Origin of the sequence: Bacillus sp. DB-2 (assembly GCF_003315125.1) — a bacterium.
GTDB classification, from domain to species: domain Bacteria; phylum Bacillota; class Bacilli; order Bacillales; family Bacillaceae_G; genus Bacillus_A; species Bacillus_A mycoides.
Genome location: NZ_QNRN01000005.1, coordinates 219,920 through 237,876 on the forward strand (window position 1 = coordinate 219,920; position 17,957 = coordinate 237,876).

Annotated in this window: 15 protein-coding genes and 1 riboswitch; of the genes, 7 read left to right on the forward strand and 8 right to left on the reverse strand. The window is 36.5% G+C overall.

Translation table 11 applies throughout. The features are described from left to right. The first annotated feature begins 73 nt into the window (after positions 1-73). Entirely contained in the window at positions 74-1,126 is a 1,053-nt protein-coding gene (locus DET63_RS10710) for a YheC/YheD family protein (RefSeq protein WP_113936706.1), read from the forward strand. A 19-nt stretch (positions 1,127-1,145) separates the two neighbouring features. Next, the gene (locus DET63_RS10715) at positions 1,146-2,606 is read left to right on the forward strand and encodes a YheC/YheD family endospore coat-associated protein (protein WP_113936707.1); all 1,461 of its coding nucleotides are present in this window, start codon (positions 1,146-1,148) and stop codon (positions 2,604-2,606) included. Between the two features lie 16 nt (positions 2,607-2,622). On the opposite strand, the gene DET63_RS10720 is transcribed toward DET63_RS10715, so the two are convergent. Continuing rightward, positions 2,623-2,868, reverse strand: coding sequence for a hypothetical protein (locus tag DET63_RS10720; RefSeq protein WP_002087367.1), 246 nt, complete (start codon positions 2,866-2,868; stop codon positions 2,623-2,625). Between the two features lie 653 nt (positions 2,869-3,521). On the opposite strand from DET63_RS10720, the gene sasP reads away from it, so the two are divergent. Further along, positions 3,522-3,725 (forward strand): small acid-soluble spore protein, SasP family, encoded by a 204-nt coding sequence (sasP, locus tag DET63_RS10725; protein WP_000013349.1) that lies wholly within the window; start codon positions 3,522-3,524, stop codon positions 3,723-3,725. A gap of 51 nt (positions 3,726-3,776) precedes the next feature. Here the strand turns inward: sasP and DET63_RS10730 are convergent, their stop codons facing one another. From DET63_RS10730 to DET63_RS10750, 5 genes are all read right to left on the reverse strand, one after another. Beyond that, positions 3,777-4,511 (reverse strand): amino acid ABC transporter ATP-binding protein, encoded by a 735-nt coding sequence (locus tag DET63_RS10730; protein WP_002010843.1) that lies wholly within the window; start codon positions 4,509-4,511, stop codon positions 3,777-3,779. A 28-nt stretch (positions 4,512-4,539) separates the two neighbouring features. Continuing rightward, the gene (locus tag DET63_RS10735; RefSeq protein ID WP_033706449.1) at positions 4,540-5,238 is read right to left on the reverse strand and encodes an amino acid ABC transporter permease; all 699 of its coding nucleotides are present in this window, start codon (positions 5,236-5,238) and stop codon (positions 4,540-4,542) included. Continuing rightward, complete coding sequence (locus DET63_RS10740; protein ID WP_002010840.1) at positions 5,225-6,022, reverse strand: amino acid ABC transporter substrate-binding protein; 798 nt, start codon at positions 6,020-6,022, stop codon at positions 5,225-5,227. Before DET63_RS10740 ends, DET63_RS10735 begins: the two co-directional genes overlap by 14 nt. A gap of 303 nt (positions 6,023-6,325) precedes the next feature. Then, a complete protein-coding gene (locus DET63_RS10745) occupies positions 6,326-8,326 on the reverse strand; it encodes an ABC transporter ATP-binding protein (RefSeq protein ID WP_002140515.1) in 2,001 nt (666 codons plus the stop codon). Next, entirely contained in the window at positions 8,323-10,083 is a 1,761-nt protein-coding gene (locus tag DET63_RS10750) for an ABC transporter ATP-binding protein (RefSeq protein ID WP_113936708.1), read from the reverse strand. Before DET63_RS10750 ends, DET63_RS10745 begins: the two co-directional genes overlap by 4 nt. 629 nt (positions 10,084-10,712) lie before the next feature. On the opposite strand from DET63_RS10750, the gene gapN reads away from it, so the two are divergent. The 4 genes from gapN to DET63_RS10775 all read left to right on the forward strand — a co-directional run bounded on the left by gapN (position 10,713) and on the right by DET63_RS10775 (position 15,705). Further along, a complete protein-coding gene (gene gapN / locus DET63_RS10760) occupies positions 10,713-12,152 on the forward strand; it encodes an NADP-dependent glyceraldehyde-3-phosphate dehydrogenase (RefSeq protein ID WP_002010835.1) in 1,440 nt (479 codons plus the stop codon). A gap of 177 nt (positions 12,153-12,329) precedes the next feature. After that, positions 12,330-12,511, forward strand: a riboswitch (Lysine riboswitch). A 146-nt stretch (positions 12,512-12,657) separates the two neighbouring features. Beyond that, positions 12,658-14,082 carry an amino acid permease gene (locus DET63_RS10765; protein WP_113936709.1) on the forward strand — a complete coding sequence of 475 codons (1,425 nt, stop codon included), beginning with the start codon at positions 12,658-12,660 and terminating at the stop codon, positions 14,080-14,082. 60 nt (positions 14,083-14,142) lie between these two features. Then, positions 14,143-15,342, forward strand: coding sequence for an ABC transporter permease (locus tag DET63_RS10770; RefSeq protein ID WP_113936710.1), 1,200 nt, complete (start codon positions 14,143-14,145; stop codon positions 15,340-15,342). 159 nt (positions 15,343-15,501) lie between these two features. Beyond that, on the forward strand, positions 15,502-15,705 hold the full coding sequence (locus DET63_RS10775; protein ID WP_113936711.1) for a hypothetical protein: 204 nt from the start codon (positions 15,502-15,504) through the stop codon (positions 15,703-15,705). A gap of 38 nt (positions 15,706-15,743) precedes the next feature. Here the strand turns inward: DET63_RS10775 and DET63_RS10780 are convergent, their stop codons facing one another. Together DET63_RS10780 and DET63_RS10785 are read right to left on the reverse strand one after the other, a co-directional pair. After that, positions 15,744-16,535 (reverse strand): MerR family transcriptional regulator, encoded by a 792-nt coding sequence (locus DET63_RS10780; protein ID WP_113936712.1) that lies wholly within the window; start codon positions 16,533-16,535, stop codon positions 15,744-15,746. Positions 16,536-16,644: 109 nt separating this feature from the next. Beyond that, positions 16,645-17,907 carry an MDR family MFS transporter gene (locus tag DET63_RS10785; RefSeq protein ID WP_113936713.1) on the reverse strand — a complete coding sequence of 421 codons (1,263 nt, stop codon included), beginning with the start codon at positions 17,905-17,907 and terminating at the stop codon, positions 16,645-16,647. Between the last annotated feature and the right edge of the window lie 50 nt (positions 17,908-17,957).

Sequence of the window (17,957 nt, forward strand, 5' to 3'; positions counted from 1 at the left end):
GGTATAAAAACGTATTTGCAATATATAGCTTCGCCTATAATGCAAACATCTTATTACTAAAGGAGTGATTTCGTTGGTTCTTGGTCTTTTAACTTCCGAGCTCCATCACGAGCAAACGTATTACACCGAAATCGCTAAGCGAGCTCGTCTTTATCATAACGTCGTTGCCCAATTCACACCGTTTAGCATTGATTCAAAGACAGATCTTGTTTCTGGTCTTATTTACGATACAGATACAGGAAATTGGATAGATCAAACCTTTCCCATTCCTTCATATATATATGATCGTTGTCATTTCAAAGAGGATGAGGAATTCCAACAAGCAAATGCGATTATTCATTCATTACACAAACGTTCTTCCACTACTTTTTTAAACAACACACTTATTAACCCAAGCGATTTGCACAATCTTTTTCTTACTAATAAACGTCTTTCCCCTTACGTACCAAAAATAATAAAAGGAACAGTACAAGGAATTTTTAAATTACTACTAGAAACAAGAGATATTATTATAAGACCAATCAATATACACTCCAATGAAAATTTATATCGGGCCACTTACAAAAATAAAACATTTCATATCGAGACAATAAATGAACAACATCATACTTCTACTCAATTCAAACGAACAGATGAATTTATATCATGGTGCAAATCGAACATACACTCATTCCGTTATATGATTCATCCAATGTTACAACCTCCAAATCAACTATCATATCCGATTCATATTCGAACCATTATGCAAAAAAATAAAGAACAGAATTGGAAAGTGCTCGGTCAATTTATACAAAAATCTTCATTCCCAGCACAATTTTTACTTTCAGCAACAGAACGTTCTATGTTACATCCATTTTCTAAAATTAAATATTTACTTTCTCCAACTGGCGTCCAATTATTAAAAGATGCTTTACATGATGTTGTAACCGAAGTTTTTAAAACACTCGATCAGTCCTATTCTTCATTATTTGAACTAGAGCTTTCTACCATTATGGATCAAAAAGGTGCCATTTGGCTTATGTACGTCAATACGATGCCTTCTTACGAAGTTTATACTAGGTACAACGACGAACTGGCTGAACAAATTTTTCATGGTCCATTAAAGTTTAGCCGATTTACACCATAACGAAAGGAGGAAATCCCCGTTGAAAGAGCACATATATACATTAAGTATTTCAGATGAGCATCCAAATAGTATTACTTTACCTTACGTTTTTTCTATTACACCACCAATTACATCCTTTTTCTTTGGCTTACGTTATATTACATGTGAGAATATTAAAATTCATTATTCATTCACGCGAGAAATTATTATTGGCGAACAGATTGCAGCCGATCTTTTACTACCGCATTCGACGACAATCCATGCCTTCTTACACAATCAAACCATTGTTTTCGGCCCATTAATCGGGATTTTCACAACTGGCTTTAACGATGATTCTAATTCTCCTTTAGGAAGTCGTTCCATCTCTCTCAGTGAGTTATTAACACCACCATTCACATTACAGCCATTTGTATTTGTCTTTGGCCTTCAACATATAAACTGGGAAGAGGAAACAATTGAAGGGTACTTCTTTCAAGAAGGAAAATGGGTAAAAAACAAAGTCCCTTTACCAAATGTCATTTACGACCGTTTACCAAATCGGCAAGCAGAAAATTACAAACCTATCGTAAGAGCAAAAAAACGTTTAGAAAGCGACTATGCGATTCCGTGGTTTAATCCGGGATTTTTCAATAAATGGGAAGTGCATCAACTTTTAATGAAAGAAGATTCAATTAAACCATTCTTACCAAATACAGAAGTATTTCAACATTTTGAACAAGTAGAACGACTTCTCGGTACGTATAAGTACATTTATATGAAACCAATACACGGTAGCTTCGGAAGAAATATTCATCAAATACTCTATTCTCAAACTGATAATTGCTACTATTGTCGTTATCGTGAAAATGAACAAAACAAACTAAGAAAGTATCAATCATTAGAAGCCCTTCTTAACCATGTGTTAAAAGGACATGATTTAAAAAAGTTTATCGTACAACAAGGTATCTCACTGCTCCGCTTCGAAGGGCAACCCGTCGATTTTCGCATTCATACAAATAAAAACCATTTTGGTAATTGGGTAGTCAGTGCAATCGTCGCAAAAATCGCCGGCAAAGGTAGCTTAACAACTCATGTAAATAGCGGCGGTGATACGAAATTACTTCAGGAACTATTTCCTGATTCAACAAAGCAAGTTCAAATTGAAAATAAACTAAAACAAACAGCCTTACAAATCAGTTATGCACTTGATGGGCAAGTAACCGGGAACATTGGAGAGATTGGTTTTGACATTGGTTTAGACACCACGGAAAACCCGTGGCTATTTGAAGCAAATTCTAAACCGGGGCGAACTGTATTCCAAGATGAAAAGTTAAAAGAACAAAGTGAACTTACGCGCCAATTATTTTATGAATATGCCATCTATTTAACTGAACACTCTTTGCGCGATACGAAAGAAAAAATGTCACAAATAAAATCAGATCCTTCGTCACATACCGAAAACATCCCTTCCCCTATGATTAACTCACAAATACAAAAACAAAAACTTCCACCTCCTTCATAAGGTGGAAGTTTTTTATTTAAACGAGCTTCACTACAACTTCAGTTTCCACATTACATACTCCGCAATAAAAAACATGATTGCAATACTCCTGTGAATTATTATGTGTTAAACCGTCTACTGCACTTAATAATTCTTGATCCATATATGCACTGTAATCATCTATGTAATCTACAGTTTTCCCATAATCTTGGAGTATACCTTGGCAATTTTGACAAGAATATGTTTGTGATTCTAGCGCGTTGCAAAGCGGGCAAATTCCCATCATGATTCCTCCATACGTTATCGTTTAAAAACAATTAAAAAGCCCTTTTTTTAGATTGAAGAGAGCATCTAGCCGTGCATAGACGCGGTCAGTTCCTTTTTCTACCCTACCCTGGGTTAAAACAGAACTATGCAGTTGTTGCCGTTTAATTTTCATTTTACTAAGCTTTAATTTATCTCACTTTAATTACATTTTCGTTTAAAAGCTTCTTTTTTAGATTAAAGAGAGCATCTAGCCGTGCATAGACGCGGTCAGTTCCTTTTTCTGCCCTGCCCTGGTTTAAAACAGAACTATGCAGTTGCTCCCGATTTAATTTTCATTTTACTAAACTGGAATTTGTCTCACTTTAACAAATCATAAGTTAAGTAAGCCAAGCTGGTTATACAAAGAAAAAAACGCATATGATTTCGCTCTTAGTTTAGCCTTCTTTCTTAAAAATACAACGATTACTCTTATTTCATAATTTACGAAATGATGAAATATTTTTTACAAAATTTACAAATTATTTTTTTGTATATCTTTCTAGGTAACATCCATACTATGAGTACAAACTTAATTACCGATGGATTAGCGCCAAACGGGGCGATAATCTGGTTCAAATCCAGCTAGTCCAACCAAAAAAATTTTTATAACTCTAAGGAGGATATATTCCTATGGCAAACCAAAGCTCTTACAATCAATTAGTAGTACCAGGTGCAACAGCAGCAATCGATCAAATGAAGTACGAAATCGCTCAAGAATTTGGTGTACAATTAGGAGCAGATTCTACGGCTCGCGCTAACGGTTCTGTTGGTGGAGAAATTACAAAACGTCTAGTTGCAATGGCTGAGCAAAGTCTTGGCGGATTCCAAAAATAAATATATATGGCAAAAAGGTCTCAGGGCATATGCCCTGAGACCTTCCTTAATTTACTGCAACATTTGTAAAAACTTCTTCGTTCGTTCTTCTTTTGGATTTGTAAATACATCTTCCGGTGTACCTTGTTCGACAACGACACCGCCATCCATGAAAATAACACGGTTCGCAATTTGATGAGCAAAGCGCATTTCATGCGTTACAATGACCATCGTCATTCCTTCTTTAGCAAGTTCTTTCATAACCTTTAAAACTTCTTGAACTAGCTCAGGATCAAGTGCTGACGTTGGCTCATCAAATAGTAAAACTTCCGGCTCCATCGCAAGCGCACGAGCGATTCCAACACGCTGTTGTTGTCCACCTGATAATTGGAACGGATATAAGTCTACTTTATCCGCAAGACCAACTTTTTCAAGGAAATAGTTTGCTTTTTTCTTCGCTTCTTCTTTCCCCATCTTTTTCACTGTAACGAGCCCTTCCATTACATTGTGAATTGCTGTTAAATGGGGAAATAGATTATGGTGTTGGAATACCATACCTGTTTGCGTACGAAGATTTACAATATCTTTCTTCGATACTTTTTGAGAGAAATCGAGCTCTTTATTGCCGATGCGAATGTTACCAGCGTTCGGCGTTTCTAACACGTTGAGACAACGTAAGAATGTCGTTTTACCAGATCCAGATGGCCCGATAATAACAACCACTTCGCCCTTCTCAACTGATAAGTCTATATGTTTTAATACGGTATTATCTCCGAAACTTTTTTGTAAATGTTGAATTGAAATCATAAAAACAAAAACTCCTTTTATGAAAGGGTTATTTTAGAGTATAACGTTCTGAACGTTTTTCTAATATTTGTTGCACAATAGATAATAAGAAGCAAATTACCCAATAAATTAGACCTGCTTCAAAATAAACAATTAAAAACTCATAGTTCATTGCCGCAATTTCCTGCGCTTTTCGGAACATTTCTGTTACTAAAATTAACGACGCTAATGACGTATCCTTCACTAAACTAATAAATGTATTCGAAAGCGGCGGAATTGATACGCGTGTTGCTTGTGGTAAAATAACACGTTTTAATGCTTGCGGGTATGTCATCCCAATTGTGTAAGCTGCTTCCCACTGTCCTTTCGGGATTGAAAGGATAGAAGCACGAATAATTTCAGATGCATATGCACCTACATTTAATGAAAATCCAATAACTGCTGCTGTATACGGCTCAACTTCAATATTAAGAGTTGGAAGGCCATAGAAAATAATAAATAACTGTACAAGAAGTGGCGTTCCGCGAATGATAGATACATAGATACGAGCAATCCATTGTAAAATACGACTACCTGAAATACGTGCGAGCGCTGTTAACGTCGCAAGTATAATACCGATAATAAATGTAATAAGCGTTAACGGAATTGTCGTAAAGACAGCTTCCTTCAGCATAGGCGCGAAGGAAGTCTGCATAATATCTATCCAAGTAGACAATCGATCTGACATCAATGCGCTACTTAGATACATTTTCACCGAACCATTTTTTCGTTATTTTATCGTACGTACCATCTTTTTTCATATCTTCTAACGCTTTATTTACTTCTTGTACAAGTTTGTCGCTACCTTTACGGAATAAGAATCCACTTTGTGACGCTTCTTTTTCTGTATCTACAATTTTAATTTTTGCATCTTTTTTCGTTTCTAAATAGTTTAACACTGATAATTTATCATTGATTGTGAAATCAACGCGGCCAGAACTTAATAATTCTGCTGCTTGGCTAAATCCTTCTACACCTGTGATTTCCGCACCATTTTTCTTAGCAATATCTGCGTAGTTACTTGTTAAAGATTGTGCTGCTTTTAATCCTTTTACGTCAGCAAATGTAGCAGGTTTATCTTTATCTTTCGCAACAACTAATGCTGCTGAAGAAGAAATGTATGGACTAGAGAAGTCATATTTCTTTTGGCGATCTTCACGAATACCAACTTCGTTCGCAACCATGTCGAAACGTTTTGCATCTATTCCTGCAAGTAAGCTATCCCATTGTGTTTCTTTAAATACAGGCTTTACACCTAAACGTTTTGCAACTTCTTCTGCTAATTCAACGTCAAACCCAGTTAATTTATCGTTTGTATCGTGGAACGTAAATGGTGGATATGTACCTTCTGTACCAATTACAAGCTCACCGCTTTGTTTTATCTTCTGTAATGCATCTTGATTAGCTGTATCTTTTTTCTCTTCTTTACCGCAGCCCGCTACAATCCCAATCGCTAATGTAGTTACTGCAAGCACTGAAAATAATTTTTTCATGATAGTAGTCCTCCAAGTATTCTGATAGGAATTTAAAAACTATATTGATTGTATGCAATTTCGAACAATTTTTCAATGAAAATGTTCTTATTTAGTTTAACCTTTTTCTTCATAATCAAACAAAATGGAAAAATAGCGCTACATACAAAAAATAAGTAACATTTTTTAATATAGCATTTATAAAGAAAAAGGTAAAACAATACCTACTTATTTATAAGTTTTTCAGCCGGTAAAATATATTAACTTCTAAGCGGACAATCCAATCAAAAAAGAACTTGCGAAAATCGCAAGTTCTTCTAAAAATTAAGCACTCTGGTTTCCTTCCATTTGCGTTTTATACATATCGTAATAACGCCCGCGCTTTTTCATTAATTCATCATGGGAACCTTTTTCCAAAATCGTTCCTCTATCAAGCACAATAATTTGATCAGCGCTCTTAATTGTTGAAAGACGATGAGCGATAATAAACGTCGTTCGTCCTTTTTTCACAACTTCTAGCGCTTGTTGAATCATCGCTTCTGTTTCTGTATCAATACTGGAAGTCGCTTCATCTAAAATTAAAATAGCAGGATCAAAAGCAAGTGCCCTAGCAAACGATATAAGCTGACGTTCTCCGGTTGAAAGTGTACTTCCTTTCTCCGTAATTTTTTCATCTATATTGTTAGCAAACCTTTCCGCACCAACATCTCGTAACGCCTTTACGATGCGATCTTTTGAAATTTTTTCATTTTCTAAGCTTACATTGGATGCCACTGTCCCGCTAAATAAAAACGGATCTTGCAATACAATTCCCATATGTTCACGTGTTGCTTGTTTCGGCATCTCTGTTACATCGTGACCATCAATCGTAAGCTTCCCTTTTTGAAATTCATAAAACTGAAAGAGCACATTCATAATGGAACTTTTTCCTGATCCAGTATGACCGACAAGTGCCACTGTCTCCCCTTGTTTCGCTTCAAAAGAAATATTTTTTAACACTTCATCTTTTCCATTGTAAGAAAACGAAACATTATCAAATTTCACATTTCCGGTTAAGCGAGGCATACGTTCTTCTTCTACTGCCTCTCCCTTTTCCTCTAGCAATTCAAACACACGCTCTGATGCAACACGCGATTGCTCTAAGTTAGCAAGTTGATTCACCATGTTCGTAATTGGCGAGAATAACCTCGTTAAATAATCGACGAAAGCATACAGTATCCCTAGAGAAAGGAGGCCAGAAGCACTTAATGAAGCACCACCGAAATACCAAATTACACCTGTAAAAGCGATATTTCTTAATACAGACACTAAATTATGCGAAGTTGCTGCATTTAAATTTAAAATTTTATTTTGATATTTAAAATAATCACCATTTAACTCTTCAAATTCCTTCTTCGTTTCATGTTCTTGACGAAATGCTTGAATAATTGGCATCCCTTGAATTGATTCATTCACTGTTCCGTTAATATCCGATAAACGCGAACGCATTTTATGATTGTATACAGACGCATACTTTCTATACATAATCGCCCAGACAATTAAAATTGGGATGATAAGTAAGCATAGCGCCGCCAGTTTTACATCAAGTAAAAATAGCGCAGCGAAAATCCCGATAATATAGATGATACTAGAGACGAATGTCGCAAGCACTGTTACATATAAATCACGAATCGCTTCTGTATCATTCGTTACACGCGATACAATTTTCCCTGCTGGTAAATGGTCAAAATAACGAATTGGCAACGTTTGAATATGGGAAAAGACGTCTTCCCTCATAATTTGAATAATTTTGTTTGCCGCCTTCTGTAAGAAGAACTGCTTTCCGTATGCAAATAATGATACGACTACTAATAAAGCGAAATATCCACCGCCAAGTAGTAATAACCTATTTATTTCTGGTTTATAAAACGCAAATACTTCTTCTTTCGTTAAGGCTTTCGATTTATACACTTGCACTGCCTTACCACTTTGTACTGTAAGCACATCACCCTTAACAGAACGAGTTCCTTCAAGCGTTATTTTATTCGGTACAAAATAGTACTGAAAACCAACTTGAATCACTCGGACTTCTTTCCCTTTTTGCTCACCTTGTTCAAAGCGATCACTTCGCTTATAAAAGGCGCCATTATATGAAACAGCATCCTCACTCTTTTCTGTTTCATACCAAGGTCTCTCTATTCCAACGATATGCTCATCGATCATCGTTTTTGCGACGAAAGGACCCGCGAGTTCTGCAATAACGAAAACAAATAGCATCGCCATCGCTGCAAAAATCGGCCCTTTTACTTTCATCGCGTATTGAAACAATCGTTTTGAAACACTCATATTTTCACCCCACTATCCGTACTTTCACTTTCACCTTGTTGTCTTTCGAATTGCTCTGCATACCAGCCCCCATTTCGAACGAGCGCTTCATGCGAACCTTCTTCAATAACCTCACCGTTATCCATAACGAGAATCCAATCCGCATGCTGCACTGCTGACAAACGATGCGTTGTTATAATCGTCGTCTTCCCGCTTCTTTCTGTTCGTATGTTTTCAATAATTGCCGCTTCAGTACGAGCATCAACAGCTGATAAAGAATCGTCCAAAATTAAAATTTCCGGATTTTGAATAACAGCCCTCGCAATCGAAATCCTTTGCTTTTGCCCACCTGATAAAGAAACACCTTTCTCTCCAACGAGCGTTTCTAAACCTTCCGGTAAAAACTCTAAATCCTTTTTAAACGCAGCTATTTCAATCGCTTTTTCAAGTTCTTCTTCAGTCGCTTCTCTATTTCCGAATAAAATATTTTCCTTCGCTGTTTTTGAGAACAAAATGTGTTCCTGAGGTACATACCCAATCCAGCCAAGTACGTTATCATTCGTAATTTTATCTAGCTTCACATCAGAAACCGCAATATCCCCTTCTCCAAGTGGATATTGACGAAGAAACTGACGAACGAGCGTCGTTTTCCCGCTTCCTGTTTTCCCAACAACTCCAAGTGTCTCTCCTTGTTTTAATGAGAACGAAACATTTTTTAAATTTGTTTCAATTGATGAAGGATATGAAAAAGTAACGTTATCAAATTGAATGTAATCTGGCTCTTGTACAACCTTTGGATCTTTCGGACTCTTTACATCTGGTTCATAAGCTAACGTTTCATTTACACGGTCGAGCGACGCATTTCCTCTTTGCATAACATTAATCAATTCACCAATTGCAAACATCGGCCAAATCATCATCCCTAAATAGACGTTAAAAGAAACGAGCTCGCCAAGTGTCACCTTTGATTGGAATACGAGATATGCACCGTACACTAAACCAATTAAATAACTAAGACCGACGAGCATTTTCACAGTCGGCTGGAATAATGCATCGATTCTTGCTACTCTCATATTTTTCTCGTATACGTCATCTCCTAACTGATGAAACCTTTCTTGATCAGCGTTCTCCTGTACATACGCACGAATAACGCGTACACCCGCAATTGATTCAAGTACTTTATCGTTCATATCCCCGAACGCATCTTGCGCGACTGTAAATCTTTCATGCAACTTCTTTCCGTATCTATTCATCGCATACGCCATAATCGGAAGCGGTATAAGCGCAGCAAATGTTAACTGCCAACTAATTGAAAAGCCCATCATACAAACGATTGTAAGCATATATAGACTAGAATCAACGAGCGTTAATATACCAAAACCAGCTGTCATGGAGATTGCTTTTAAATCATTTGTCGCTCTCGCCATTAAATCGCCAGTACGATTTTTTTGATAAAACGTCGGTGTCATCTTAAGTAAATGCCCCATAAATTTTGAACGCATCGTTTTCTCAAGTACGAACGCACCGCCAAATAGTTGGTGCTGCCAAATGAAAGTAAGCACATACCCACCAATCGTTACCCCAAGTAAAATAAAAATATATTGCATAATCGCCTCGTTCGTTAAGGCCCCTGTTTTAATGTTATCAATGGTAATTCCTAACACTTTCGGAGGAATTACCTCTATCACGTTTACAATTAAAAGTACCCCAATTGCGATACTATACCTTTTCCAATGCTCTCTAAAAAACCAGCTTAACTTTAGTAATACTGAAAACAATATAACCTCCCCTTTCTCGTTCCCGTTTGATTCACATTTCTTTAACCGCTATCCAAACCCATCACATTTACATTTCGTAAGCCATACAATTTCATCACATTTTTCCACCTTCCAAATTCTGATTTTTTATAGTAACAAGGAAAATAAACAAAAAAAAGCATACCGCCGCTTTGACGATATGCAATAGAATGCATAAAAGCGTACGTTACGATATACGCAACGTACGCTTCTCATAAGACAAAAAGGTCCTATATATCCGCACGGGTTGCGTAATGATATGAATGTTTTCCGCCATTTAACAGAGCTAAGCCCATTACATTTACGATTACAATCATTACGCACACCCCCTTCATTTATTTTCCATTTATAATCTTACAACTTTATTGAGTATTCTGTCAATTATTTTTTTCACTTTAGAATAAAATAATCTTTTATCACAAAAAATAAAAGTGATGCATTCTGCTTATAATTTAGCTTGAAATAAGAGAATCTTCTGTAAGAAAGGGCATACAAAATAAAAAAATAGTAAGAAATCGTTTTCACAAACATTTCATTTGAAAAATATTATCAAACCACCTACAATCACCTTATACTCACTCTTACAAGTTGCTATTTTAGGAGGACTAATCATGACAACTAGCAATACGTACAAATTTTATTTAAACGGAGAATGGAGAGAAAGCTCTTCAGGTCAAACAATCGACATTCCATCTCCATACTTACACGAAGTAATTGGGCAAGTACAAGCAATTACTCAAGGAGAAGTAGATGAAGCAATTGCATCTGCAAAAGAAGCTCAAAAATCATGGGCTGAAGCTTCTCTACAAGATCGCGCAAAATATTTATATAAATGGGCTGATGAGCTCGTAAATATGCAAGATGAAATTGCCGATATCATTATGAAAGAAGTCGGTAAAGGCTATAAAGATGCGCAAAAAGAAGTCGTTCGTACAGCTGACTTAATTCGTTACACAGTTGACGAAGCACTTCACATGCACGGTGAAAGCATGATGGGTGATAGCTTCCCTGGTGGATCTAAATCTAAACTTGCGATTATTCAGCGCGCACCACTTGGTGTTGTATTAGCAATTGCACCATTTAACTACCCAGTAAACTTATCTGCTGCAAAACTTGCACCAGCACTTATTATGGGTAACGCTGTTATCTTCAAACCAGCAACTCAAGGTGCAATTAGCGGTGTTAAAATGGTTGAAGCACTTCATAAAGCTGGCCTTCCAAAAGGTCTTGTAAACGTAGCTACAGGACGCGGTTCTGTAATTGGTGACTACTTAGTAGAACATCCTGGCGTAAATATGGTATCGTTCACAGGTGGTACAAATACAGGTAAACATTTAGCGAAAAAAGCTGCGATGATTCCACTTGTATTAGAACTTGGTGGTAAAGATCCTGGTATCGTTTGTGAAGATGCAGACTTACAAGAAGCTGCAAAGCATATCGTAAGCGGTGCATTCTCTTACTCAGGTCAACGTTGTACAGCTATTAAGCGTGTACTTGTACATGAAAATGTAGCAGACGAACTAGCTGGCTTATTAAAAGAGCAAGTAGCTGAACTATCAGTTGGATCTCCAGAACAAAACAGCACAATCGTTCCATTAATCGACGACAAATCTGCTGACTTCGTTCAAGGTTTAATTGACGATGCTGCTGAAAAAGGTGCAACAATCGTTATCGGTAACAAACGTGAGCGTAACCTAATTTATCCAACATTAATCGACAACGTAACAGAAGAAATGAAAGTTGCTTGGGAAGAGCCATTTGGCCCAATCCTTCCAATCATCCGTGTTTCTTCTGACGAACAAGCGATTGAAATTGCTAACAAATCAGAGTTCGGTCTGCAAGCAAGTGTCTTCACAAAAGACATTAACAAAGCATTTGCAATTGCTAACAAAATCGACACTGGTTCTGTTCAAATTAACGGACGCACAGAGCGCGGCCCTGACCACTTCCCATTCATCGGTGTAAAAGGTTCAGGTATGGGCGCACAAGGTATTCGTAAGAGCCTTGAGTCTATGACTCGTCAAAAAGTAACTGTATTAAACTTAGTTTAATCTTATATGTAGCAGCTGATCTAATATTTAGGTCAGCTGCTTTTTAGTTAAAATCCTCCGGGACCTAATAACAAATTCTTCTCTATAATCTGATTATTACTATATCCATTGACGTATAAAAATACATTTGTTACTCTTAAACATGTTAATTTAATACATAAATCCTCATTCGTATCTCGGTGAGGTAGAGGTTGCAATCATTAAAAGTATCATTTCAGGAGATGTAGTGGCATTGATGAAGAAATGAGAAAGGAATGATTGCCGAAGTAAGTCGTGTCCACCATGCACGCTTGCTGGGTCTGCATTTAATAAGTGCAGAACTGTCACAAACGTTTCGTTTGTGGAGAGCTATCGAGAGGTATGTCGTGGGTTTCTTATAAGATAGAAAGCATGTAGCGGCAAATTACGTGCTTTTTTTGTTTTGTTTGGACCTTCTCTTCCTTATCAGGAAGACATACATATCTCCTCGCTTGACTTGGTTATACTAACTTTGGAGGTATTTTCTATGCAACAAAAAAAATGGGGCTTTTGGGTACTAACAGCTTTCGTTGTCGGTAACATGGTTGGCGCTGGTATTTTCATGGTGCCAAGTACGTTGGCACAAACAGCAAGCCCACTCGGTGTCACTTTAGCTTGGTTAACAACAGGATTTGGTGTTTTAATGCTAGCTCTTGTTTTCGGTAATTTAGCAATTCGTCGTCCTGATTTAACGACAGGACCACAAAGTCATGCATATGCTTTATTCTCAACACCAAAAAGAAAGAAAATGGCTGGTTTCAGCATGGTGTGGGGATATTGGGTTGCAAACTGGGCAAGTAACGTTGCCATCATTACATCTTTCGCGGGATATTTATCACTCTTCTTCCCGATTATGAAAGATACGCGACTATTATTTTCAATCGGCTCGTTCGATATAGAAGTTGGAAAGCTCATTACATTTACTATTTGTTCCGTCTTACTATGGGGCACACATTTAATTTTAACAAACGGTGTAAGCGGAGCTGGGAAGCTCAACTTCCTAGCAACAACAACGAAAGTAACTGGATTCCTTCTATTCATCGTCGTTACGTTATTTGCGTTCGAAGCTTCAAAATTTGGACAATGGTACACACCAATGATCGATAAAGAAGGCGTATCACATGGCCTCCTTTCACAAGTAAATTTAGCGGCTCTTACAACGCTTTGGGCATTTATCGGGATTGAATCAGCCGTTCTTTTATCAAACCGAGCTACCTCTCCAAAAACGGTAAAACGTGCGACTGTTGCCGGTTTATTAATAACGGTTGCAATTTATTTAGGAATTACAATTTTAACAATGGGTGTGCTTCACGTTGATAAATTACAAGCTTCTGAACGTCCATTAGCAGATGCATTAAACGCTGCAATGGGTCATGGTGGCGGGAAACTTATGGCATTACTTGCTCTTACTTCCCTATTTGGTTCAATATTAGGCTGGATTTTATTAAGCTCAGAAGTACCTTATCAAGCAGCCAAAGAAGGTTTCTTCCCTTCCTTCTTTACAAAAACAAATAAAAAAGGAAGTCCAATTTACTCATTACGATTAACAAACATTATGTCACAAGTGTTCTTATTCTCAACACTATCTGGAACCATTGCGGAAGCTTATACATTCGTTATTACAGTATCAACTTTAGCCTACCTCATTCCATATCTCGTTTCACCAATATTCCAGTTAAAACTGGTCGCAACTGGTGAAACTTATAAAAATGAGTTACGGGCAAGAATTATAGATGGTGTGGTCGCAGTTATTGCAATTTGCTATGCGTTATGGGTTATTAAAACAGGCGCGTCCGATATAAAAACATTCCTTCTCGGAATTGGTTTATTCGGGGTTGGCTTTGCCTTCTATCCATTAATGAATCGTGATCAGAAAAAAAATAAAGAAAAGAAAAACGAGCAAGTTGCGTAACGCAATTTGCTCGTTTTTTACTTTATAAAACATATATAATAGAAAAAAGAGGTGAAAAACATGTCAATCGAATCACTATGGAGCTCTCGCTTTCAACAACATATTCAAAATGCCATCACATACTTTGCACGTATGATTAACGGTTTACTATATAGCTTCATCTTCGTCTCATGTGTAGGTGCATATTATTACGCTAAGTTTCTTAAAACGGATCCTTCTAAAGGAATATCTCTATTGCTTATTACAATCGTCTTAACAGCGATTATAACGAGATGCCCAATACGTACATTTATTCAAAAGCCCGATGCTGTCTATTTACTAGCACTAGAAGAGAAATTAACTTCTTATTTTAAAAAATCTCTTCTATATAATTACATCATTCAGCTCTTCCCATTATTATTTACGTTCCTTATTCTCGTACCACTTGCACTGCAATCATTACAATTGACCGTACCTTTCTTATGTACAATCTTTATCGTTTTAATGATTTTAAAAGGCTGGAACATATACATACATTGGATATGGCGTGATAGTTATGAAAAAAGCATATGGCTTATCATTCGTGTTGCTTGTAATGCACTTTTCATTTACATGCTGTTTTATGTTGCAAATATCATTGTGCTAGGCGGCTTACTATTACTTCTTGCCTTCCTACTCCTATATACAAAAAAACAGCCCACAAAGCGAATACCGTGGGAATACATAATCGAGCAAGAAGAAAAAATGGACATACGATTTTATCAATTCGCTAGCATCTTTACCGATGTTCCGCAAATTAAAAAACAAGTAAACGGCAGAAAATGGCTTACAAATTGGATCGAACCTTTACTACATAAAAAACAAGCTACTTTCTTCTATTTACATACACTTGCATTTTTACGTGGTAATGATTATTTCGGTATATATATTCGCTTGGGGGTAATCGGTGCTTTCATCCTATATTTTGTTCCGAATATATACGTAAAAGGTGCTATCGTTTATATCATCCTATATATGATTTCTATGCAGCTTCGTTCTCTGTGGAAATATTTTTCAGGAAATATTATCGTAGCATTATATCCAATTGATACTGAAGAACGAATGAGTCAATTTCTTAGCTTAATCTTTATATTGCTAAGCGCTCAACTCATTGTATTTTCAAGTGTTATACTCATTGCTACAGGAAAATTACTACATGCTTTGATTATTATGGTAATCGGTGTACTTTGGATAAGGTTTATTATTGTACCAAAAACGAAGAAACGCATTTCTTCATTTTAACGAAAAAGAGGCTGTACATAACAGCCTCTTTTTCTCGTCCTAAAATTTCTAATCACTTTTCGTAGGCATTTCTCATATAGTGAAAATGACTATACAATTCCTATCCATACGTTAAATAATGATTTCGCACATATAAATAAAAAAGATAGGAGCTCTATTATGAACAACAATCCGCCTTCAACGCCCCAAAACAACTCAGAAGAAAATAGCCGTGACATTAAATTGCAAACATTACGGGTCATCGGACTCATCGTCCTCATTAGTGGTTATATCCTCGTCGCTCTCTCAGAAGTAGGTGAACTGAAGAATTTATTAACTAATCCTAACGCTAATCCTAACTTAGCTGAAGCTGATTCTTTTTAACTTTAGAAATAAGGGGAGAAATTATTTGATTTCTCCCTTTATCTCTCTTCTTCATGAGTAGCACCAGCACCATACTCAAAATAATATTCCATTACGCGGTCTAGCCATTCTTCTTCCTTCTCTGTAAATGGAGATGGTGGGAGTTCTCCCTCTTCCTCTCCACCTAGTCCTTCCAGCTCATTAACCATTTCTTCATTCATAGATGAAAATGTAGAACAAATTGCCTCATTGGCTATCGTCATCCACCAGCCCATTAACTGTTGTACTTCGGGATCATCCACTGGTCTTCCCACTAATTCTTTTACACCTTTCGTATAGCGAATAAAATCTTTATCTCCTTTTACTAACACTTCTTTGGAGTGATCAAATAAAACTTTAACTACTTCATCCGAAGTATGCTGCTCATACCATTTCCGGTTATCTCTCTCCCATTCTATACTTCTAATTAAGTGCATGAGAAATCCGCTATCTATTTCCTCTTTTTCCTCTAATAAATTTAATGTGCGATTAATAGCCTTAAGAACTGTCTCAATGTGTTCTCTCTTATCTTCAAATGCCTTTTTTTGTATTTTTAAACTTTCATATAAGTCTACGTTAAAAATAGGACTATTAATGATTTCGCTTATTTCCTCTAAACTATAACCTAGAAATTTAAAACTTACGATTTGTTGTAAAACAAGTTCATCTTTATTCGTATATAAACGATGGCCAGAACTAGGATTTTTTACAGGCTTTAGTAATCCAATTTCATCATAATAGTGTAATGTTCTAATGGATACTCCTGTCTTTTCTGAGAACTCGCCAATAGAATAATGCTGTTTTTGGTTCATCTTATATTGCTCCCTAAATGATGTTATCGTCCTTCTACACCTTCATCATACTACCTCACGTAACTGTAGGTTCAAGAGGAATTCATTATTTTTAATACATCTATATTATTTACCCAATATGAGAAACTTTCCTCTCATCCTCATACTGCTCTTTCCCTATCGCCCTCATAAATAATAAAATACTGCTCATACCAACGATGAAATATAGAGCGCTCATGCCCCAAGATGCAATAAATGAACCTAGCATAACACCTAATGCACCATTCATTTTCGCCACTTGAAAGACCATTCCGTTAATCGCCATATAAGAACCTCGCGCCTCATTTGGCACCATATCTGCCATTATGGATTGACGAACCGGTACATACATCATCTCTCCTACAGTTTGGAAAAGCCCTGCAATTAATAAAATCCATAAACTATTGCTCGTTCCGAGTATGGTAAATCCAATTGTATAAATGAATAAGCCTACATATAAAATCTTTAAATCGTTGAAGCTCTTCAACATTTTAATAACAAGCGCCGAAAATAATACAATTAAAATTGTATTCTCTGTAGATATCCAGCTCAGCATTCGAATACCTGTTAAATCAAACGTAAAACCATTTCCGAAGAAAAAGTGAATCGTTTCAAATTCCTTCTGCAAACGTATCCCTAAATAATTATTAATTTGAAACTCTAAAGATAATGTACATATACTTGCTGCACAAAAAATTAAAAACGCTCGGTCTTTCATCACGACTTTATAACTATCTGCCATATCTTTTAATACATTTTTCTTCTCCACTGTTTTTCGTGCTACATACACTTCTTCCATATATACAGCCATCACATATAAAGTAATGATTGCAACAACCGTTAATACGATAAACAATTGTAATCTATAGTTTTCAAATAGTAACCCGCCAAATATTGCTCCAATCGCAATTGACAAGTTAATAGCCCAGTAGTTAATGCTGTACATGATTTTTCGATTTTCAGGTGTACTCACATCGATTAACATCGCTTCGGTCGCTGGGTTCATAAGTCCAGATCCTAAGCTGTTCACTAGCATAAATAAAAATGTTAACCACGGTGAATCTACATAATCTGAGTTCGCAATTCCCATACAAGCAATGGAAACGACTTGTATACTTTGGCCGATAATCATCACTTTTTTACGACCGAGTCGATCTCCAATATATCCACCGTATAAACCAATTACTAATGAAGCTATTACATTAATTAGTAGTAAAGCACCAGCCATCGCACTACCTAACTTTATTGAAAAATAAATTGCCATAAACGGAAAAATCATCGTTGATACCGCTCGTGTTAAAAATGATGTTATAATTCTAATTTTTATATTTCGATGCATACTCCAGAATCCCATCGGTTCCCCCTCCTTATGCTTATTCATTTTACTTTGAAAAAGAGGAAGAA